18 protein-coding genes are annotated in these 21,656 nt (G+C 60.9%); 11 read left to right on the top strand and 7 right to left on the bottom strand.

The annotated features are described in order from the left end of the window. Positions 1-66 precede the first annotated feature (66 nt). The 6 genes from LOY38_RS27660 to LOY38_RS27635 all read right to left on the bottom strand — a co-directional run bounded on the left by LOY38_RS27660 (position 67) and on the right by LOY38_RS27635 (position 7,724). Positions 67-447: a DUF971 domain-containing protein gene (locus LOY38_RS27660; protein WP_258697943.1), complete on the bottom strand. Its 381-nt coding sequence runs from the start codon at positions 445-447 to the stop codon at positions 67-69. Positions 448-653: 206 nt separating this feature from the next. Continuing rightward, positions 654-1,994, bottom strand: coding sequence for an ATP-dependent protease ATPase subunit HslU (hslU, locus tag LOY38_RS27655; protein ID WP_258697942.1), 1,341 nt, complete (start codon positions 1,992-1,994; stop codon positions 654-656). 54 nt (positions 1,995-2,048) lie between these two features. Next, positions 2,049-2,579: an ATP-dependent protease subunit HslV gene (hslV, locus tag LOY38_RS27650; protein WP_258697941.1), complete on the bottom strand. Its 531-nt coding sequence runs from the start codon at positions 2,577-2,579 to the stop codon at positions 2,049-2,051. Between the two features lie 240 nt (positions 2,580-2,819). Then, on the bottom strand, positions 2,820-3,527 hold the full coding sequence (locus LOY38_RS27645; protein ID WP_030129222.1) for an SPOR domain-containing protein: 708 nt from the start codon (positions 3,525-3,527) through the stop codon (positions 2,820-2,822). 1 nt (position 3,528) lies between these two features. Then, a complete protein-coding gene (gene argS / locus LOY38_RS27640; RefSeq protein ID WP_258697940.1) occupies positions 3,529-5,265 on the bottom strand; it encodes an arginine--tRNA ligase in 1,737 nt (578 codons plus the stop codon). A gap of 239 nt (positions 5,266-5,504) precedes the next feature. After that, the gene (locus LOY38_RS27635) at positions 5,505-7,724 is read right to left on the bottom strand and encodes a primosomal protein N' (RefSeq protein WP_258697939.1); all 2,220 of its coding nucleotides are present in this window, start codon (positions 7,722-7,724) and stop codon (positions 5,505-5,507) included. A gap of 203 nt (positions 7,725-7,927) precedes the next feature. Between LOY38_RS27635 and rpmE the strand changes: the two genes are divergently transcribed. From rpmE to LOY38_RS27620, 3 genes are all read left to right on the top strand, one after another. Then, complete coding sequence (gene rpmE, locus LOY38_RS27630; RefSeq protein WP_258697938.1) at positions 7,928-8,146, top strand: 50S ribosomal protein L31; 219 nt, start codon at positions 7,928-7,930, stop codon at positions 8,144-8,146. Between the two features lie 41 nt (positions 8,147-8,187). Continuing rightward, complete coding sequence (locus LOY38_RS27625) at positions 8,188-8,970, top strand: thermonuclease family protein (RefSeq protein WP_258700802.1); 783 nt, start codon at positions 8,188-8,190, stop codon at positions 8,968-8,970. A gap of 183 nt (positions 8,971-9,153) precedes the next feature. After that, positions 9,154-10,422 carry a malic enzyme-like NAD(P)-binding protein gene (locus LOY38_RS27620; protein WP_258697937.1) on the top strand — a complete coding sequence of 423 codons (1,269 nt, stop codon included), beginning with the start codon at positions 9,154-9,156 and terminating at the stop codon, positions 10,420-10,422. A 258-nt stretch (positions 10,423-10,680) separates the two neighbouring features. Here LOY38_RS27620 and LOY38_RS27615 read toward each other — a convergent pair whose 3' ends face one another. Further along, entirely contained in the window at positions 10,681-13,119 is a 2,439-nt protein-coding gene (locus LOY38_RS27615) for a penicillin-binding protein 1A (protein WP_408980647.1), read from the bottom strand. A gap of 218 nt (positions 13,120-13,337) precedes the next feature. On the opposite strand from LOY38_RS27615, the gene LOY38_RS27610 reads away from it, so the two are divergent. The 8 genes from LOY38_RS27610 (at position 13,338) to LOY38_RS27575 (ending at position 21,590) form a co-directional block, all read left to right on the top strand. Then, entirely contained in the window at positions 13,338-14,402 is a 1,065-nt protein-coding gene (locus LOY38_RS27610) for a pilus assembly protein PilM (protein WP_258697935.1), read from the top strand. Next, positions 14,402-14,968 (top strand): PilN domain-containing protein, encoded by a 567-nt coding sequence (locus LOY38_RS27605; RefSeq protein ID WP_258697934.1) that lies wholly within the window; start codon positions 14,402-14,404, stop codon positions 14,966-14,968. Before LOY38_RS27610 ends, LOY38_RS27605 begins: the two co-directional genes overlap by 1 nt. Beyond that, the gene (pilO, locus tag LOY38_RS27600; protein ID WP_258697933.1) at positions 14,965-15,588 is read left to right on the top strand and encodes a type 4a pilus biogenesis protein PilO; all 624 of its coding nucleotides are present in this window, start codon (positions 14,965-14,967) and stop codon (positions 15,586-15,588) included. Before LOY38_RS27605 ends, pilO begins: the two co-directional genes overlap by 4 nt. Continuing rightward, on the top strand, positions 15,585-16,112 hold the full coding sequence (locus LOY38_RS27595) for a pilus assembly protein PilP (protein ID WP_258697932.1): 528 nt from the start codon (positions 15,585-15,587) through the stop codon (positions 16,110-16,112). Before pilO ends, LOY38_RS27595 begins: the two co-directional genes overlap by 4 nt. Before the next feature lie 13 nt (positions 16,113-16,125). After that, on the top strand, positions 16,126-18,192 hold the full coding sequence (gene pilQ, locus LOY38_RS27590) for a type IV pilus secretin PilQ (RefSeq protein ID WP_258697931.1): 2,067 nt from the start codon (positions 16,126-16,128) through the stop codon (positions 18,190-18,192). Positions 18,193-18,196: 4 nt separating this feature from the next. Beyond that, positions 18,197-18,715: a shikimate kinase AroK gene (aroK, locus tag LOY38_RS27585; protein ID WP_258697930.1), complete on the top strand. Its 519-nt coding sequence runs from the start codon at positions 18,197-18,199 to the stop codon at positions 18,713-18,715. A 150-nt stretch (positions 18,716-18,865) separates the two neighbouring features. After that, positions 18,866-19,966 carry a 3-dehydroquinate synthase gene (gene aroB, locus LOY38_RS27580; RefSeq protein ID WP_258697929.1) on the top strand — a complete coding sequence of 367 codons (1,101 nt, stop codon included), beginning with the start codon at positions 18,866-18,868 and terminating at the stop codon, positions 19,964-19,966. A gap of 10 nt (positions 19,967-19,976) precedes the next feature. After that, positions 19,977-21,590: an AAA family ATPase gene (locus tag LOY38_RS27575; protein ID WP_258697928.1), complete on the top strand. Its 1,614-nt coding sequence runs from the start codon at positions 19,977-19,979 to the stop codon at positions 21,588-21,590. The last annotated feature ends 66 nt before the right edge of the window (positions 21,591-21,656 follow it).

The following is a 21,656-nucleotide window of genomic DNA, read 5'->3' as shown; positions in this document are numbered from 1 at the left end:
GCCCGGCAGCCAAGCATTCAAACAGATGGAATTAGAAAATGCCCTCTAAATACCCCGAGGCCTGACCTAGAGCATCAGCTTGACGATGGATTCATTCGGGTCACGGGTCTTTCCAGCCGCTTTGAGTTCCGCAAGATAATCACTCCAGAGATCTTCTTGGCGCACGGCCAGCTGGTACAGATATTCCCAAGTGAACAGGCCGCTGTCGTGGCCGTCGTCGAAGGTCAATTTCAGTGCGTACTGACCCGCCGGTTCAACTTTGCTCAGGCCTACGCCGATCTTGCCAAATTGCAGGATAGGTTTGCCATGGCCCTGGACCTCGGCGGAAGGAGAGTGCACGCGAAGGAACTCGGCGGGCAGGTGATATTCCTCGCCGGACGCGTATTTGAGCGTCAGGGTTTTCGAGGCTTTGTGCAGTTTGATGTCGGTGGGGAGTTGGGTCGTCATGGGGCCGATCTTCCGTCTGTATGAAGGCCCTGTGTCGACGGGTGACCTGTGGCGAGGGAGCTTGCTCCCGCTCGGCTGCGCAGCAGCCGTAAATTCGGTGAATGTGGTCTGTCTGGTAGACCGCATTCACTGACTTTTGGGGCGGCTTCGCGACCCAGCGGGAGCAAGCTCCCTCGCCACAGAAGCCCGCTCACACAGATTGAGACCTACAGGATATAACGGGACAGGTCTTCGTTCTGCGCCAATTCGCCCAGGTGGCTGTTGACGTAGTCGGCGTCGATCAGGATCGGCTTGTCCTCGTGGGTGCTGGCCAGATCGCCGGCGCTGAACGACACCTCTTCGAGCAGACGCTCGAGCAGGGTGTGCAGGCGACGGGCGCCGATGTTTTCGGTCTTCTCGTTGACCTGCCAGGCGATCTCGGCGAGACGCTTGATGCCGTCCGGCAGGAATTCGATGAGCAGGCCTTCGGTTTTCAGCAATGCACAATACTGCTCGGTGAGCGATGCATGCGGCTCGCTGAGGATGCGCTCGAAATCTTCCGGACTCAGGGCCTTGAGTTCGACTCGAATCGGCAGGCGACCTTGCAGCTCGGGCACCAGATCGCTCGGCTTGCTCAGATGGAACGCACCGGAGGCGATGAACAGGATGTGGTCGGTCTTGACCATGCCCAGCTTGGTGTTGACGGTGCAGCCTTCGATCAGCGGCAGCAAGTCGCGCTGCACGCCTTCACGGGAAACATCGACGCCGCCGGAGTTGCCACGCTTGGCGACCTTGTCGATTTCATCGATGAACACGATGCCGTGCTGTTCGACGGCTTCCAGGGCCTTGGCCTTCAATTCTTCTTCGTTGACCAGGCGACCGGCTTCTTCGTCGCGAACCAGTTTCAGCGCTTCCTTGACCTTGAGCTTGCGGTTTTTGCGCTTGCCCTTGCCCATGTTGGCGAACAGGCTCTGCAACTGGTTGGTCATTTCTTCCATGCCCGGTGGCGCGGAGATATCGACGCCGGTCACTTCGGCCACTTCGATTTCGATCTCCTTGTCATCCAGCTGGCCTTCACGCAGGCGTTTGCGGAACAGCTGACGGGTATTGGAATCCTGGGACGGTGCGGCATCCTCGTTGCTGAAGCCCATGCGTGCCGGTGGCAGCAAAGCGTCGAGGATGCGCTCTTCGGCGGCGTCTTCGGCGCGGTGGCGCACCTTGGTCATTTCCTGTTCGCGCAGCAGCTTGATCGCGGCGTCGGCCAGATCACGAATGATCGATTCGACGTCGCGGCCGACGTAGCCCACTTCGGTGAATTTGGTCGCTTCGACTTTGATGAACGGCGCGTTGGCGAGTTTGGCCAGGCGACGGGCAATCTCGGTTTTACCGACACCGGTCGGGCCGATCATCAGGATGTTCTTGGGGGTGACTTCGACGCGCAGCTCTTCGGGCAGTTGCATCCGGCGCCAGCGGTTGCGCAAGGCAATGGCGACGGCGCGTTTGGCATCGTCCTGGCCGATGATATGGCGATTGAGTTCGTGGACGATTTCACGGGGGGTCATGGGCATAGTAATTGGCGGTCCTCAAGCAAAAGTGAGCCGTGGCGCTAGGCCGAAACAGGCTTAATCAGCGAGATCCTGCTCCTCGATGGTGATGTTGTGGTTGGTGAACACGCAGATGTCGCCAGCGATGCCCAAAGCGGTTTCGACGATTTCCCGGGCCGACAGGTCGGTTTTTTTCAGCAGCGCGCTGGCTGCGGCCTGGGCGTAGCCGCCGCCGGAACCCATGGCGATCAGGCCTTCTTCGGGCTCGACCACGTCGCCGTTGCCGGTGATGATCAGGGAGGCGTCTTTGTTGGCGACCGCGAGCATGGCTTCGAGGCGGCTGAGGGAGCGGTCGGTGCGCCACTCTTTGGCGAGTTCGACGGCGGCGCGCACCAGATGGCCCTGATGTTTCTCGAGTTGGCCTTCGAAACGCTCGAAGAGGGTGAAGGCGTCAGCGGTGGCTCCGGCAAAACCAGCGATAACCTGGCCGTGGTACAGGCGGCGAACTTTTTTCGCGTTGCCTTTCATCACGGTATTGCCGAGCGAAACCTGGCCGTCGCCGCCCATGACGACTTTGCCGTGGCGGCGAACTGAAACGATGGTGGTCAAGGGAGAGTCTCCACGCAGCGGGGCGAAAATGCCTTATGCCAACCCATATGGGGGTGGTGGAGCGTTTTTCAACTGTAGGGCGCGGCGGGGGACGAGCGGTGTAGGGCGGGGATGGGATGTTGTCTGATCGATCGTTCCCACGCTCTGCGTGGGAATGCAGCCCGTGACGCTCCGCGTCACTGGACGCGGAGCGTCCCCAGAGGCATTCCCACGCAGAGCGTGGGAACGATCAGTGGAAGGTCAGCGGCTCTGGCGTTGTTGTAACAACAGGTTGCTGAAGCCGCTGCCAGCCAGTTGTTTCTGGGCGGTGGTCAGCTGTTCGCGGTTGCTGAACGGACCGACCAGCACCCGGTACCAGGTCTCGTCCTTCACGGTGCCGGATTCAACCGCCACGGCTTGCCCCAGCAGGATGATCTGCGCACGAACCTTGTCGGCATCGGCTTCCTTGCGGAACGAACCGGCCTGCAGGAAGAACTTGGTCACCGGCGCAGCTTTTGCCACCGGTGGCGCTGGCGGCGGGGTGATACCGGCCAATGCCGCTTGAGCCCGGGCAGTGTCGATCTTCGCCGCTTCCGCAGGCGTCACCGGCGTGGTCGGAATGGCCGGCACTTGTGGCGTCGGCAGGGTTTTCTCCGGCACCGCGTCCGGCGGCACGATCACTTCCGATTCCGGCAGCAAGGTGTAGAAGTCGTACTTCGGCTTCACCGGTTGCGTCGGGCTCGGCGGGGTCTTGTTGGCCTCGGCGATCTTGGTGGCTTTCTGCTGCTCGATCTTCTCACGCTTGACGGTATCGCTGCCCTTGCCCGGCTCCAGCTTCATCAGGAACACAATGAACGCACCGACCGTCAGGCCGATGGCCATCCACAGCCAACCCGGGATCGGTTGCTTTGCAGGAGCTTGGTAACGGCTGGCGCCACGCTTGGGTGCAGGTTTTTTCTTGGCAGCCAACTTACATACGCTCCAGAGTTTCCAGACCCAAGAGTTCCAGGCCCTGCTTGAGAGTGCGGCCGGTCAGCGCGGCGAGGCGCAGACGACTCTGCATTTGCGCCGGGGTGTCGGCGCCGAGTATCGGGCAGTTCTCGTAGAAGCTGGAGAACAGGCCGGCCACATCGTACAGGTAAGTGCAGAGGATGTGCGGCGTGCCTTTGTCGGACACGTTATTCAGAATTTCGCCGAACTGCGCCAGTTTCGCTGCCAGCTCATGCTCGTGCGGCGCTTCGAGGACGATCTGCCCTTCGACTTCGCTGAAGTCCTTGCCGAGTTTGCGGAACACGCCAGCCACACGGGTGTAGGCGTACAGCAGGTATGGCGCGGTATTGCCTTCGAAGTTCAGCATCAGGTCGAAGTTGAAGCTGTAGTCGCTGGTGCGGTGCTTGGACAGGTCGGCGTATTTCACCGCGCCAATGCCCACGACCTTGGCGATATTGCGCAACTCGTCTTCGGCCAGCTCCGGGTTCTTCTCCTTCACCAGCGTGTAGGCGCGCTCCTGGGCTTCGATCAGCAGGTCGATCAGCTTCACGGTGCCGCCGTCACGTGTCTTGAACGGACGACCATCGGCGCCGTTCATGGTGCCGAAGCCCATGTGTTCCATTTCCATCGGGTGCGTCACGAAGCCGGCCAGGCGCGCGACCTGGAACACTTGCTGGAAGTGCAGGGCCTGGCGCTGGTCGACGAAATACAGTGCGCGATCAGCCTTGAGCACGCCGCTGCGGTAGCGCACGGCCGCCAGGTCGGTGGTGGCGTAGAGGTAACCGCCATCGGCCTTGACGATGATCACCGGCAGCGGGTCGCCGTCGGCGTTCTTGAATTCATCGAGGAACACGCACTGGGCGCCGTTGCTCTCGACCAGCAGGCCAGCGGCCTTGAGGTCGTTGACCACGTTGATCAGGTCGTCGTTGTAGGCGCTTTCGCCCATCACGTCGGCCATGGTCAGTTTGACGTTCAGCAGTTCGTAGATTTTCTGGCAGTGCGACAGCGAGATGTCTTTGAACTTGGTCCACAGCGCCAGGCAGTCTGGATCGCCGGCTTGCAGCTTGACCACCAGACCGCGGGCGCGATCAGCGAACTCTGCGGATTCGTCGAAACGCTGTTTGGCGGCGCGGTAGAAGTTTTCCAGATCCGACAGCTCGTCGCTGGTGATCGGGTTTTCCTGCAGATAAGCCATCAGCATGCCGAACTGGGTGCCCCAGTCGCCGACGTGGTTCTGACGGATCACAGCGTCACCGAGGAATTCCAGAACCCTGGCCACGCCGTCGCCGATGATGGTCGAGCGCAAGTGGCCGACGTGCATCTCTTTGGCCAGGTTCGGCGCCGACAGGTCGACGACGGTGCGCTGCGCCGGACCGGCCTTGCGCACGCCGATGTGGTCGTCGGCCAGGGCCGCGTCCAGACGGGTCGCCAGGGCTTGGGTGTTCTGGAAGAAGTTCAGGAAGCCAGGGCCGGCGATTTCGGTTTTGGTGACGTTCTCGTCAGCCGGCAGCGCCGCGATGATTTTCTCGGCCAGGTCGCGGGGTTTCATGCCGGCCGGCTTGGCCAGCATCATCGCAATGTTGCTGGCGAAGTCGCCGTGAGTCTTGTCACGGGAGTTTTCCACCTGGATCGCCGGCGACAGGCCTTCAGGCAACACACCTTCGTTGACGAGTTGGGTGATGGCTTGTTGGATCAGCTGGCGAATGGTGTCTTTCATGGTCTTCTCTTTCGACCGCAAGCGCGGCGGCGCTTCAATGCGCTGGTGGAAAAACTGGGCATTATCCGTTGCGAAGACGAGCTTGCCAACTATAGCGGGCAGGTTATGGATATGTGGTGACTATTCGGCACCCATCGCGAGCAGGCTCGCTCCCACAGGGGATAGGCGTTGATCACAAAACCAATGAACACCACAGACCCATCGTGGGAGCGAGCCTGCTCGCGATGGCGATTTTGAAATCAATACAAATCGACCGGGTCGACATCCAGAGACCAGCGCACCGCCCGCCCGCTCGGCATCTGCTCCAAAGCCAGCAACCAACTGCTCAGCAATCGATGCAACGGCGCCCGGGCCGTGGCTTGCAGCAACAACTGCGCGCGATAACGCCCGGCCCGGCGTTCCATCGGCGCCGGCACCGGCCCCAGCAATTCGATACCGGTCAGGTTTTGCTCCGCTAACAGGCGCTCGGCCTCGCTACACGCCTCATCGAGGAAGCCTTCGGCCTGCCCCGGTTTGTGTGCTTCGGCCCGCAGCAACGCAAGATGCGCAAACGGCGGCAGCCCGGCGGAGCGGCGTTCACTCAACGCCTGTTCGGCAAAGGCGAAATAGCCCTGTTCGGTCAACTGCACCAGCAGCGGGTGGTCCGCCAGGTGCGTCTGGATGATCACTTTGCCCGGCTCTTCGGCCCGCCCCGCGCGCCCGGCGACCTGAACGATCAACTGCGCCATGCGCTCGCTGGCGCGGAAGTCGCCGGAGAACAGGCCGCCGTCGGCATCGAGAATCGACACCAGGGTCACTCGAGGAAAGTGGTGCCCTTTGGCAAGCATCTGTGTGCCGACCAGAATGCACGGCTGGCCTTTCTGGATGGTCGCGAACAACTGATTCATCGCGTCTTTGCGCGAGGTGCTGTCGCGGTCGACCCGCAGCACCGGGACATCCGGGAACAGAATCCCCAGGCGTTCCTCGGCGCGCTCGGTACCGGCGCCCACCGGTCGCAAATCGACCTTGCCGCACTTCGGGCAATGCCGAGGCACTCGTTCGACATAGCCACAATGGTGGCAGCGCAGTTCGCCCGAGCGCTGGTGCACGGTCATGCGCGCGTCGCAGCGCTGGCATTCGGACATCCAGCCACAGTCGTGGCAGAGCAGCGTCGGGGCGAATCCTCGGCGGTTGAGGAACACCAGAACCTGCTGGCCGGCGGCGAGGGTCTGACCGATGGCTTGCTGCATCGGCCCGGAAATGCCGCTGTCCAGTGGGCGACTTTTCACGTCCAGACGCAGGAAGCGTGGCTGTTTGGCGCCACCGGCCCGCTCATTCAGGCGTAAGAGGCCGTAACGACCGGTGTAGGCATTTTGCAGGCTTTCCAGCGAAGGCGTGGCGGAACCGAGGACAATCGGGATGTTTTCCTGCCGGGCGCGAACCAGTGCCAGGTCGCGGGCGTGGTAGCGCAGGCCTTCCTGCTGCTTATAGGAACCATCGTGCTCTTCATCGATGATGATCAGGCCGGGGTTCTTCATCGGCGTGAACAGCGCCGAACGGGTGCCAATAATAATGTCGGCCTCGCCATCCCGTGCCGCCAGCCAGGCGTCCAGGCGCTCGCGGTCGTTGACCGCCGAGTGGATCAGCGCGATGCGCGCATTGAAGCGTTGTTCGAAGCGCGCCAGGGTTTGCGGGCCGAGGTTGATCTCCGGGATCAGCACCAGGGCTTGCTTGCCGGCCTCGAGGGTTTCGCGGATCAGCTGCAAATAGACTTCGGTCTTGCCGCTGCCGGTGACGCCGGCCAGCAAAAACGCGTGATAACTGTCGAACCCGGCGCGAATCGCTTCATAAGCGGCGCGCTGCTCGGGGTTGAGCGGCAATTCCGGTTGCGCCAGCCAATGCTCGTGGCGAGCGCCGGGGGCGTGTTTGCGGATGTCTACCTGAACCAGATCTTTGGCCAGCAACAGGTCGAGGCTGTCTTTGCTCAGCATCAGTTTGCTCAGCAACTGATGGGCGACGCCGTGTGGGTGCTGGGCCAGGGTCGCCAGGGCTTCACGCTGTCGCGGTGCGCGGGCGATGCGCGGATCATCGAGGCTGGCGCCGGGCGCGGCGGACCAGAAACGCTCCTGGCGTGCTTCGGCGAGTTCGCCCTGACGCAGCAACACCGGCAGCGCCCAGCTCAACGTGTCGCCGAGGCTGTGCTGGTAATACTGGGAAGTCCACAGGCACAGCTTGAACAGCGCGGGCGGCAGCGGCGGCACGGCATCGAGCAGGGCCAGGGCCGGTTTGAGCTTTTCCGCCGGGACTTCGCTGTGATCGGTGACCTCCACCAGAATGCCGATCATCTCCCGCCGCCCGAACGGCACCCGCAAACGCATGCCCGGGTGTAGCTGGGCGCGCAGGACTCCGGCCGGAGCGCGGTAGTCGAACAGGCGGCGCAGGGGCGAAGGCAGGGCGAGGCGCAGAATGGCGTCGGGCACGCGGGGGGATCTCTTTGGGCGGGCAATGAATGAAAGGCTGGCGCATACCCTGTGGGACGGCGACTTGGGTCGGGAGCCTAGCAGACGGTCGGACTCAGTGACAGCTTGCGTGTTTGCAAAGGTCTGGTAGAATCCGCGGCCTAATTACGTGCGGTATTCAACAATAGTGTTGGGTGGCGGCACGCTAGCCTGAGGAAAACACCATGAAAGCCGATATCCATCCAGAATACCCAGCAGTTGCCGTAACTTGCAGCTGCGGCAACAAGTTCGAAACCCGTTCGACTTTCGCCAAGCCTCTGTCGATCGACGTTTGCAACGAATGCCACCCGTTCTACACCGGTAAGCAGAAGACTCTGGATACCGGCGGCCGTGTTCAGAAGTTCGCCGATCGTTTCGGTGCTTTTGGCCCGAAAAAGGCCTAAGGCCGATCATTTTGGAAAGTCGTTTCGGCTTCTCCAGACTGATGAAAAAGGCGTCCCTTGCGGGCGCCTTTTTTGTGTCTGCGATTTGGCTTTCCGGTGCCCAGGCTTTCTGCCCGGTGCCGAGCGGGCTGACGCCGGTTGTGGTGCAGCGGGTGGTGGATGGCGACACCTTGCGCCTGCGCGATGGCCGCAGTGTGCGCATGATCGGTTTGAACACGCCAGAGCTGGGCAAGCAGGGCCGTTCCGACGAGCCGTTTGCCGTGGCTGCGCGCAAACGCCTGGAAGCCCTGGTGGCCGCCAGCGACGGGCGGGTCGGTTTGCTGCCGGGTAAAGAAAGCAAGGACCATTACGGCCGTACCCTGGCCCATGTCTACAGCGTCGATGGCGCCAACCTTGAAGCGCAGATGCTCGCTGAAGGCCTCGGTTTTCAGGTGGCGGTGGCACCGAACGTCGATTTGGCCGGTTGTCAGCAAGCGGCGGAACGCAGTGCTCGTCAGGCCGGCCTCGGGCTATGGCGACAATCACCTGTACTGAAAGCGGAGCAGATCAGCGCGTCCGGCTTCGCCGTGCTCAGTGGCCGTGTGAGCAAGGTTCAGCGCAATCGCGGCGGGGTTTGGATCGAGTTGCAGGAATCGGTTGTATTGCGGGTTGCACCCAATATGCTGGAGCAATTCGATGGCGCGTCGCTTGAACAGCTCAAAGGCAGGCAGATCGAGGCTCGTGGCTGGGTGGTGGATCGTTCCCGCCGTGGCGGCCTGAAGCCGGGGCAGGCGCGCTGGCTTCTGCCGCTGACCGATCCGGCGATGTTGCAGGCGATGCCGTAAGAAAAAATTGTAGACATTTTTTCTGTTGATTGTGAACAGTCTATCCCTTGTGTTTCGTGGCTCTTGGCCCAAAGTCGTAGGGCCGGGCGCTTGACAGGGGTGACTGGTCAGTCTTGTGAGGACTTTGCGAGGCGAGTATCCTCGGCGGTCCGTCTGTCCAACAGTAAAAAGCGGAATGCCCATATGTCTGATCTGAAAACTGCCGCTCTCGAATATCACGCCCATCCCCGTCCAGGGAAGCTGAGTGTCGAGCTCACCAAGGCCACCGCTACCGCCCGCGACCTGTCGCTGGCCTACAGCCCCGGCGTAGCCGAACCAGTACGCGAAATCGCCCGCGATCCTGAACTGGCCTACAAATACACCGGCAAAGGCAACCTGGTTGCAGTCATTTCCGATGGCACCGCGATTCTGGGCCTGGGTAACCTCGGCCCATTGGCTTCCAAGCCGGTAATGGAAGGTAAAGGTGTTCTGTTCAAGCGCTTTGCCGGCATCGACGTTTTCGACATCGAAGTCGACTCCGAAAGCCCGCAAGCCTTCATCGACACCGTCAAGCGTATCTCCATCACCTTCGGTGGCATCAATCTGGAAGACATCAAGGCACCTGAGTGCTTTGAGATCGAACGCGCTCTGATCGAGCAGTGCGACATTCCGGTATTCCACGATGACCAGCACGGCACCGCGATCGTGACCGCCGCCGGCATGATCAACGCCCTGGAAATCGCTGGCAAAACCCTGCCGGAAGCCAAGATCGTCTGCCTGGGCGCCGGTGCTGCCGCCATCTCCTGCATGAAATTGCTGGTGAGCATGGGCGCCAACATCGAAAACATCTTCATGGTTGACCGTACCGGCGTGATCCACTCCGGCCGTGACGACCTGAACCAGTACAAGGCTGTGTTCGCTCACGCGACCGAGAAGCGCACCCTGGCTGACGCGCTGGATGGCGCCGACGTATTCGTCGGTCTGTCGGGCCCGAACCTGCTGAGCGCCGAGAACCTGCTGCGCATGGCGGCCAACCCGATCGTGTTCGCGTGCTCGAACCCGGATCCGGAAATCTCCCCGGAGCTGGCACACGCCACTCGCAACGACGTGATCATGGCCACCGGCCGTTCGGACTACCCGAACCAGGTCAACAACGTACTGGGCTTCCCGTTCATCTTCCGTGGTGCCCTGGACGTTCGCGCCAAGCGCATCAACGAAGAGATGAAAGTGGCTGCCGCCAACGCCCTGCGTGAACTGGCCAAGCTGCCAGTGCCTCAGGAAGTGTGCGACGCCTACGGCGGCATCAAACTGGAATTCGGTCGTGAATACATCATTCCGAAACCAATGGATGCCCGTCTGATCACCCTGATCTCCGATGCCGTGGCCAAGGCAGCGATCGAGACCGGCGTGGCGACCCTGCCGTATCCGAAGAACTACCCGCTGAAAAGCGTGGATGACGTGTTCAACGGCTAAGCCGTTGTAGCGCTTCAACACAAAGCCCCGGTTCTCGCGAGTCGGGGCTTTTTATTGCCTGCGGTTTTTGTGGTGTCTTTGAGGGCCTCTTCGCGAGCAAGCCCGCTCCACGGGGGTATGCATTCCAATGTGGAAGCGGGCTTGCTCGCGAAGGCGGCCAGACAGGCAACCCTGGTTTCAGCCGGTGCATAAATTCCAGGCGCAACAAAAAGCCCCGTCTTCCAGAGAAGAGCGGGGCTTTTGCGTTGCGCTACGGGATCAGAACAAATCGATCGGCGCGGCCTCGTCCGCTGGCAACGGGCTGCCTGGCGCATTGCCGTTACCCAGCTCGTTCACCGACGGTGGTGTGTCTTCGGCCTTGAACAGTTCGAAGTAGGCGCCAGGGGTGCTTGGGGTGGCTGCACGACCGCTGACCGGGTCGACCCGCAGGCTGAGGATGCCTTCGGGTTCTGGCTGGGTGTGGGGTGGCCTGCCTTTGAGGGCGGCGCCCATGTAGTTCATCCAGATCGGCAGGGCGACGGTGCCGCCGAACTCGCGTTTGCCCAGGCTTTCCGGTTGGTCGAATCCGGTCCAGACGGTGGTCACGTAATCGGCGTTGTAGCCGGAGAACCAGGCGTCCTTGGATTCGTTGGTGGTGCCGGTCTTGCCCGCGATGTCGCTGCGACCCAAGGTCAGTGCGCGGCGGCCGGTACCGAGTTTGATCACGTCCTCGAGCATGCTGTTGAGGATGTAGGTGGTGCGGCCGTCGACGATGCGCTCGGCCACGGCTGGCGTTTGTGGCGCTGTCTGGGCGCTCGGCGCTTCGCCTGGGGTGGCGTTGACCGTGAAGGTGTTGGAGGCCGGTACGGCGATGCCGTCGCTGACTACTTCGCCTTTTGGGACGCTCGGCGGATTGGCGACGAACAGCGTGTCGCCATTGCGGCTTTCGATCTTGTCGATGATGTACGGGCTGATCTTGTAGCCGCCGTTGGCGAAGGTGCTCCAGCCGGTGGCAATTTCCATAGGTGTCAGGGTCGCGGTGCCCAGGGCCAGGGACAGGTTGCGCGGCAGGTCCTGCTTGTTGAAGCCGAACTTGCTGATGTAGTCGATAGTGCGGTCGACACCCAGCGCTTGCAGCAGGCGGATCGAAACCAGGTTGCGCGACTTGTAGAGCGCTTCACGCATGCGGATCGGGCCGAGGAAGGTGTTGGTGTCGTTCTTCGGGCGCCAGACCTTGTCCAGGTACTCGTCGACGAACACGATCGGTGCGTCGTTCACCAGGCTGGCGGCGGTGTAGCCGTTGTCCAGAGCGGCGCTGTAGACGAACGGCTTGAAGCTCGAACCCGGCTGACGCTTGGCCTGCATCGCGCGGTTGTAGTTGCTCTGCTCGAAGGCGAAACCGCCGACCAGCGAACGAATGGCGCCGTTCTGCGGATCGAGGGAAACCAGTGCGCCCTGGGCCTGTGGGATCTGGCTGAATTTGAGCGAATGGTCCGGCTGACGCTGCACGCGAATCAGATCGCCGACCTGCGCGACGTCCGAAGGCTGCTTCGGATTGGCGCCCATGCTGTTGGTGTTCAGGAATGGGCGGGCCCACTTCATGCTGTCCCAGGCGACGTGTTCATCACCGGTGCGAGTCAGCACCTGCACGCCGTTCTTGTCGACCTGGGTCACGATTGCCGGTTCGAGGCTGCTGATGGTCCGCTGCTTGGTCAGCTCCAGGGTCCAGGCCTCTCGGGTTTTACCCGGCAGGCGTGACTCGGGGCCGCGATAACCGTGCCGTTGATCGTAGGTCATCAAACCTTCGTGAACCGCGGAGTTGGCCATTTCCTGCAAATCGCTCGGCACCGTGGTGGTGACGCGGAAGCCTTCGGTGTACGCATCGCTGCCATAGCGGCCGACCATTTCGGCACGGGCCATTTCGGCGATGTACGGTGCGTTCACTTCCGGGGTCGGCACATGGTAGCTGGCGTTCAGTGGTTCATTGATCGCAGCGGTGTAGTCGGCTTCGGTGATCTTGCCGAGCTTGTACATGCGCCCCAGGATCCAGTCGCGACGCTCCTTGCTACGGGCCGGGTTGGCCAGCGGATTGAAGCGCGACGGCGCTTTCGGCAGGCCGGCAATCATCGCCATCTGTGCCAGGCTGACGTCACGAATCGACTTGCCGTAATAAACCTGCGCCGCCGCCTCGATGCCGTAGGCGCGGTTGCCCAGATAGATCTTGTTGACGTACAGCTCGAGGATCTCGTCCTTGGTCAGCTGCCGTTCGATCTGCAGGGCCAGGAGGATTTCGGTGGTCTTGCGCGAGAAGCTGCGTTCGCTGGTCAGGAAGAAATTCTTCGCCACCTGCATGGTGATGGTGCTGCCACCGGACTGAATGTGCCCGCTTTTTACCAGCTGGGTAGCGGCACGCATCAAGCTGCTGGGATCGACGCCATAGTGGTTGGCGAAGTTGTCGTCTTCAGCACTTAGTAACGCATTGATGAAATTGGGAGGAATGTCGGCGAAACGGATTGGAGTGCGGCGCATTTCGCCAAATTCTGCGATCAATTTGTTGTCGCTGCTGTACACCCGCAAAGGAATCTGCAACTGAATACTTCTCAGCGCCTCCACGGATGGCAATCCGGGGCTAAGGTAAAGAAAAGCGCCGCTCAGACCCAGGAGCAGTCCGCAGAAAACGGCGACGATGGACCAACCGAAAAATTTCAGCAGACGAATCAAGGCTTTTGGATATCCAGGGCAAAGAATGAATTAGGCATCAGGGTTCAGGCTGTACAGAGAATGACCCGCGCTTGCAGTGAAAGCGGAAAAAACGCTCAGCATTATAAGCATTTTTCCGTGGGGAGCGTCATTTGCGCTTCTGTCAAGACGGGGGGTATTGAACGCAATGGATATTACAGAGTCCGTAACTCACGGATAGTCATAGGGAATTGGTAGTGCTAGGACTCTTCAATAAAAAGGCCAATACGCTTCTGGGGATCGACATCAGCTCCACGTCGGTGAAGCTTCTGGAGCTAAGTCGCCAGGGCGACCGCTACCGGGTCGAGGCCTATGCGGTCGAGCCGCTGCCCGCCAGTGCCGTGGTCGAGAAAAACATCGCCGAGCTCGAAGGTGTGGGGCAGGCCCTTGCGCGCGTGCTGGTCAAGGCCAGAACCAGCCTCAGGAACGTCGCCGTGGCGGTCGCCGGCTCGGCGGTGATCACCAAGATCATCGAGATGGACGCCGGTCTTTCCGACGACGAAATGGAAAACCAGCTGAAGATCGAGGCCGATCAGTACATCCCTTATCCACTGGACGAAGTGGCGATCGATTTCGAAGTGCAGGGCGTGTCGGCGCGCAACCCCGAGCGGGTCAATGTGCTACTGGCCGCCTGTCGCAAGGAAAACGTCGAGGTTCGTGAAGCGGCTTTGGCCCTGGCCGGGTTGACCGCGCGCGTGGTCGATGTCGAAGCCTATGCCCTGGAGCGATCGTTTAGCCTGTTGGCAACCCAGCTGGCCGCCTCTCAGGAGCGTCTGACCGTGGCGGTGGTCGATATCGGCGCGACCATGACCACCCTGAACGTGCTGCACAATGGGCGAATCATCTACACCCGTGAACAATTGTTCGGCGGCCGTCAACTGACGGAAGAAATCCAGCGCCGTTATGGCCTGACGGTCGAGCAGGCGGGGCTGGCGAAGAAGCAGGGTGGTTTGCCGGACGATTACGTCAGCGAGGTCTTGCAGCCGTTTCGTGAGGCGTTGGTGCAACAGGTGTCGCGTTCGTTGCAGTTTTTCTTTGCCTCCGGCCAATACAACTCGGTCGATCACATCCTTCTGGCCGGCGGCACCGCCTCGGTCTCCGGGCTGGATCGGTTGATCGAGCAGCGCCTGGGTACGCCGACCCAGGTCGCCAATCCATTCTCCGACATGACCCTGGGCAGCAAGGTCAACGCCGGTGCCCTGGCCAGTGATGCCCCGGCGCTGATGATCGCCTGTGGGCTGGCCCTCAGGAGTTTTGACTGATGGCGCGGATCAATCTTTTACCCTGGCGCGAAGAGTTGCGCGAAAGGCGTCGCCAACGCTTTTTGCTGGCGTTGGTCGGTGTGCTGGTGGGGTCAGTGGGGGCGCTGTTGATTACGGATCAGGTCATTAACGGCGCCATTGATCGGCAAGTTGCCCGTAACGATTACATCGCCAGGCAGATTGCCGTGGTCGATGAGCGGATCAAACAGATCAGCGACCTGAAGGCTCGCCGTCAGCAACTCGTCGAGCGCATGCGCATTATCCAGGACCTGCAAGGCAACCGGCCGATCAGTGGGAGGATTTTCGATCAATTGGCGCGTACCTTGCCGGATGGCGTGTATTTCACCGAGGTGAAAATGGTCGGCAAGACCTTGTCCATCACCGGTGCGGCGGAGTCCAACAATCGTGTTTCGGATTTGATGCGCAATCTTGATGCGTCCGACTGGTTCGATGCACCCAACCTTACGGAAGTCAAAGCGACCACCGCCGGTCAGCTGGATCAGACCAATGTTTTTCAGTTGACCGTCCGTCAGACTCAGCCGGCCATTGAGGGGGGTGCCAAATGAGGCTGTCCGAATGGCTCGAAGGGCTGCGCAAGATTGACATCAACGATCTGGACACCAACAACATGGGGTCCTGGCCAGTGGTGATCAAGGCCCTGGCGAGTGTCCTGCTCATGGTTCTGGTGCTGGCGCTGGGCTACAGCTTCTTGATCAGCGACCTGCAAAACCACCTCGAACTCAAGCGCGAGGAAGAGTCGACGCTCAAGGAGCAGTTCGCGACCAAAGGCCACATGGCGGCTAATCTGGAGCTGTATACCCAACAGATGAAGGAAATGGAGAACTCCTTCGGCGTTCTGCTGCGCCAATTGCCCAGCGACACCGAAGTGCCCGGGCTGCTGGAAGACATCACCCGCACCGGCCTGGGGAGCGGCCTGGAGTTCGAAGAGATCAAGCTGCTCCCGGAGGTCGCCCAGCAGTTTTACATCGAGCTCCCTATCCAGATCACCGTCACCGGCGCGTATCACGACCTGGCCACTTTCGTCAGCGGCGTGGCCGGCCTGCCGCGGATCGTCACCCTGCATGACTTCGACCTGGCGCCGGCCAATCCCGAAGGCGGTCCGAAGTTGCGCATGAGCATCCTTGCCAAGACCTACCGCTACAACGACAAGGGAGTGCAGAAATGAGCCCGGCTCGTCGCCTGTCGATGGTGATGTGTCTGGTCGTCCTGGCCGGTTGTGGTGGCGGCAATGATTTCAGCGATCTGGACGCCTACCTGAACGAAGTGCGCCTGCGCGCGCCCGGCAAGATTGAACCAACGCCGACATTCCGGTCTTACCCGACATTCACCTACAGCGCTGCCAACCTGCGTAGCCCGTTCTCCCGGCAGGTCAGGGTCGATCTGGCTGGCCAGAAGCACGGCTCGCGCAACGTCAAACCCGACCCCAATCGGGTCAAGCAGTACCTCGAAGGTTTCAACATCGAGCAATTTGAAATGGTCGGCACGATCTCCAATGCGACCGGCTCCTTTGCACTGTTGCGCGGGGCGGGCGGTGTGCATCGGCTGAAAGTCGGCGATTACCTGGGGCGTAACGATGGACGGATTGTCGCCATCAGCGGCTCGCAAGTCGATGTGGTCGAAATCGTTCCCGATGGCGAAGGCGCCTGGCTGGAGCGGCCGCGGACCATCCCTTTGAAAGAGCACTCATAGTGGAACTCGAATAATGAACAGGATTTTCTCAACCTTCGGTATTTCGCTATGGATAGCGTTTCTGTCGCCGATGGTACAGGCGGCCAACCTCAAAACGCTGGATGTCGCCGCGCTGCCCGGTGATCGCGTCGAGTTGAAGTTGTCGTTCGATGGGCCGCCGCCGCAGCCCCAGGGTTATACGACAGAGCAGCCTGCGCGGATTGCGCTGGATCTGCCGGGGGTCACCAGTCAGCTGGCGAACAAGAATCGAGACCTGGGCGGCGGCAACGCCCGCAGCGCCACGGTGGTGGAGGCCAAGAACCGCACACGGCTGATCATCAGCCTGACCCAGTTAACCCCGTATAACGCCCGCGTCGAAGGCAACAATCTGTTCGTGGTCGTCGGGCAGGGGGGCGGTAGCAAGGCGTCTAAACCGATCACCAGCGCGCCGCGCACAGCCACTGCGACGCCAGCGCCCGCCAGGGTCAATGCCCCCGTGGGCAAAGCCATCCGGGGCGTGGATTTCCAGCGCGGCACCCAGGGTGAAGGCAATGTGGTTATCGATCTGTCGGATCCGTCCATCGCCCCGGACATCCAGGAGCACGATGGCAAGATCATCGTCGGTTTCACCAAGACCCAACTGCCTGAACGGTTGCGCGTGCGCCTCGACGTCAAGGATTTCGCCACGCCGGTGCAGTTCGTCAACGCCAGCGCCACAGGTGATCGGGCCACCATCAGTATCGAGCCCAGCGGCGCCTTCGATTATTCGACCTATCAGACCGACAACAAACTGACCGTCAGCATCCGGCCGATGACTGTCGATGACCTGCAAAAGCGCAATACCGAACGCTTTGCCTACACCGGCGAAAAACTCTCGCTGAATTTTCAGGACATCGATGTGCGCTCGGTGCTGCAACTGATCGCCGATTTCACCAACCTCAATCTGGTCGCCAGCGACACGGTGCAGGGCGGCATCACGTTGCGCCTGCAGAACGTGCCATGGGATCAGGCGCTGGACCTGGTGTTGAAAACCAAAGGTCTGGATAAACGCAAAATCGGTAACGTGCTGCTGGTGGCGCCGGCCGATGAAATTGCCGCCCGGGAGCGTCAGGAGCTGGAGTCGCAGAAGCAGATCGCCGAACTGGCGCCTCTGCGTCGCGAACTGTTGCAGGTCAACTACGCCAAGGCCGCCGATATTGCCAAGCTGTTCCAGTCGGTGACCAGTGCCGAGGCGAAAATAGACGAGCGCGGTTCAATCACGGTCGATGAGCGGACCAACAATATCATTGCCTACCAGACCCAGGATCGCCTCGATGAACTGCGCCGCATCGTGGCGCAGCTGGATATTCCGGTGCGTCAGGTAATGATCGAGGCGCGCATCGTCGAAGCTAGCGTTGATTACGACAAGCAGTTGGGCGTGCGATGGGGTGGAAGCAAGACCGATGGTAATTGGACAGGGTCGGGCGGTGCTTCTCCCGGCAACCCCATTACAGGGCAAAGCACCAGCCAACCCTTTGTTGATCTGGGCGCTACAAGTGCCACGTCCGGGATCGGCATTTCCTTTATCACTGACAACACGCTGCTGGACCTCGAGTTGAGCGCCATGGAAAAAACCGGCAATGGCGAAATTGTTTCGCAACCCAAGGTGGTCACGGCTGATAAGGAAACCGCGAAGATCCTGAAAGGTACTGAAATTCCGTATCCGGAATCCAGTTCCAGCGGCGCGACGTCGGTGACGTTCAAGCCGGCAGTCCTTTCGCTGGAGGTGACCCCGCAGATCACCCCGGACAATCGCATTATCATGGAGGTCAAGGTCACCAAGGATCAGCCGGACTACGCTAACCTGGTCCTTGGGCAGCCGCCGATCAACAAAAACGAAGTCAACGCCAAGGTCCTGATCAACGACGGCGAGACCATCGTCATTGGTGGGGTTTTCTCAAATACTCAGAGCAAGGTTGTAGATAAGGTGCCATTTCTCGGTGATGTGCCGTATCTTGGCCGCCTTTTCCGGCGTGATGTGGTTTCGGAGAAAAAATCCGAGCTGCTGGTCTTTCTCACACCGCGTATCATGAACAATCAGGCGATTGCTGTGAGTCATTGATTCTGTGCGAAATTTGATTCTTGTTGGACCGATGGGGGCTGGAAAAAGCACCATCGGCCGGTTGCTGGCCAAAGAGCTGCGCCTGCCATTCAAAGATTCCGATAAGGAAATTGAATTGCGCACGGGCGCCAATATCCCGTGGATTTTCGATAAGGAAGGCGAACCGGGCTTTCGTGATCGCGAGCAAGCGATGATTGCCGAGCTGTGCGCGTCCGACGGTGTGGTGTTGGCGACCGGCGGCGGAGCGGTGATGCGCGAAGCCAATCGCCGGGCGCTGCATGCCGGTGGTCGGGTGGTCTATCTGCATGCGTCTGTCGAGCAGCAGGTGGGTCGAACGGCCCGCGATCGCAATCGGCCACTGTTGCGCACGGCCGATCCGGCCAAGACCCTGCGGGATTTGCTGGCGATCCGTGATCCGCTGTATCGGGAAATCGCCGACCTTGTGGTGGAAACCGATGAGCGGCCACCGCGGATGGTGGTGCTCGACATTCTCGACCGCTTGCAGCAGCTACCGCCCCGTTAATGCGCGGCGCGAAATGCGCTATCCTCGGCGTCCTGTCGCAGCCGCTCAAGGTTGTGGCGGATGGCTACCGAACGGCGTCACACCAGCGGACGCCGTGGAATTCGTTAACTCAAGGCAGGATGCCTGATTCCATCTTCACTGTGGGGACACATGCAGACACTCAAGGTCGATCTAGGCGAGCGCAGCTACCCGATTCATATTGGCGAAGGTTTGTTGGATCAGCCTGAGCTGCTGGCCCCGCATATCCGCGGACGGCAGGTGGCGATCATCTCCAACGAGACCGTCGCGCCGCTCTACCTCGAGCGTCTGACTCGCAGCCTCGCGCAGTTCTCGGTGATTTCCGTGGTGCTGCCCGACGGCGAAGCCTTCAAGACCTGGGAAACCCTGCAACTGATTTTCGATGGCCTGCTGACCGCACGGCACGACCGCCGCACCACAGTGATCGCTCTCGGCGGCGGCGTGATCGGTGACATGGCCGGTTTTGCGGCCGCCTGCTACCAGCGCGGCGTTGATTTCATCCAGGTGCCGACCACCCTGTTGTCGCAAGTCGACTCCTCGGTGGGCGGCAAAACCGGGATCAATCACCCACTCGGCAAGAACATGGTCGGCGCCTTCTATCAGCCCAATGTGGTGCTGATCGATACCGCCACCCTCAACACCCTGCCGGCCCGCGAACTGTCCGCCGGGCTGGCGGAAGTCATCAAATACGGGCTGATTTGCGACGAGCCGTTCCTGACCTGGCTCGAAGAAAACGTCGATCGCCTGCGCGCCCTGGACCAGGCCGCCCTGACGTACGCCATCGAACGCTCCTGCGCAGCCAAGGCTGCGGTGGTCGGTGCCGACGAGAAAGAGACCGGCGTGCGTGCCACGCTCAACCTGGGCCATACCTTCGGCCACGCGATCGAAACCCATATGGGCTATGGTGTCTGGCTACATGGTGAAGCGGTCGCTGCTGGCACTGTAATGGCTCTGGAAATGTCCGCGCGCCTGGGCTGGATCAGCGAACAGGAACGTGATCGCGGTATTCGTCTGTTTCAGCGTGCCGGCCTGCCGGTCATCCCGCCGCAAGAGATGACTGAAGCCGATTTTCTCGAACACATGGCAATTGACAAGAAAGTGATCGACGGTCGTTTGCGCCTGGTGCTGCTGCGCCACATGGGCGAAGCAGTGGTGACCGACGATTATCCGAAAGAGGTTTTACAGGCCACGCTGGGAGCGGATTACCGCGCCCTGGCTCAGCTTAAAGGTTAATAAGATCCCGATGACTAGTTTGCATGCCGACGAGGCTTTCCTCGGCCATTACCAGTTAAGTCATGACCCTTTCGCTCCACGGGTGCCTGGCTTCAAATTTTTCCCGGCCCAGCGCAAACCGGTGCTGGGGCAGCTGCATCATCTGGCCCGTTACAGCCAGTTGCTGCTGGTGGTCACTGGCCCTCAAGGCAGCGGCAAAACCCTGTTGCGTCAGGCCCTGGTGGCCAGCACCAACAAACAGTCAGTGCAGAGCGTGGTGGTTTCCGCCCGTGGCGCCGGCGATGCTGCTGGTGTATTGAATCAGGTGGCTCAGGCGCTGAACGTTGCCCAGGCCGAGGTCGGTGCGATCCTGGCTCAAGTGGTGCAGCTTGCGCTCACGGGGCAGGAAGTCTATTTGCTGGTGGATGACGCCGAGCAACTCGACGAGTCCGCGCTGGAAGCCTTGCTGGCCCTGGCTGCCGGTGCACCGGAAGGTCGCCCGCACGTGTTCCTGTTCGGCGAGTCCTCGCTGATTGCTCAACTTGAAGCGCTGAGCCTCGAGGAAGAGCGTTTCCACGTCATCGAATTGCAGCCTTACACCGAAGAAGAAACCCGCGAATACCTGGATCAGCGTCTTGAAGGCGCCGGCCGGGGAATCGAACTTTTCACCGCGGATCAGATCTCTGATATTCACGAAAGCTCCGACGGTTGGCCTGGCACTATTAACCAGGTCGCCCGCGATGCGATGATCGAAGCCATGATTGCCAGCCGCTCAGCGGTCAAGCGTCCAAGTATGGGGTTCAACATGCCGAAGAAACACGTATTGGCGATTTCCGCCGTCGTCGTGGTCGCGGTAGCCGCCGCCTGGTTGATGCCGGGTCGCAGCAAAGCACCGACCACCGGCACACCTGCCAACGAACAGGCGCAACTGCCGCTGGGCCAGGGCACGCCACAACCTAACAGTAGCGGCGCTCCAGCCGTGGAATTCGCGGGTAACTCGCAGCCGATGCCATTACCGCTGGTCGGTAACTCGCAGCCGGTGATGCGTGGTCCGTTGGCCGAAGCGGCCGGTGGCATTACCGAAGGTGATGATGGCGTACCCGTCGAAGGCTCCAGCGCCACACCGCCGACCGTGACCACCACCGCGCCGCCGGCAGGCGTTCCGGCGGGGCCTGCGCCGACACCGGCCGCCAAGCCGACGCCTGCGCCGACTCAGGTCGCAACCGCCAAGCCAGTAGCGCCTGTTGCCAAGCCAGCCCCTGCGCCTGCGCCTGTTGCCAAACCGGCTCCAGCGCCCGCCAAGCCGGCCGTCGCGGTCAAACCTGCCGAGAAGCCAGTCACCGTGGCCAAAGCCGCCGGTGGCGGCTGGTACGCAGGTCAGGCGCCGGGTAACTACGTGGTGCAGATCCTTGGCACCAGCTCTGAGGCGACCGCGCAAAGCTTCGTCAAGGAGCAGGGCGGCGAGTACCGTTATTTCAAGAAAGTGCTCAACGGCAAGCCGCTTTACGTCATCACCTACGGTAACTTCGCCAACCGCGATGCAGCCGTTACTGCCATCAAGGCCTTGCCAGCGAAGGTTCAGGCTGGTAAACCTTGGCCTCGCACTGTCGCCAGCGTCCAACAGGAACTGGCAACAACTCGCTGAAGATTCGGCGGCCTTACCCAGGCCGCCTCTCCAAGCACCTCAAAATTTCTGCAAGTGCATGCCGCC

Origin of the sequence: Pseudomonas sp. B21-015 (assembly GCF_024749285.1) — a bacterium.
In the GTDB taxonomy this organism is placed as follows: domain Bacteria; phylum Pseudomonadota; class Gammaproteobacteria; order Pseudomonadales; family Pseudomonadaceae; genus Aquipseudomonas.
This window is presented reverse-complemented; position numbering and strand designations above follow the sequence as displayed.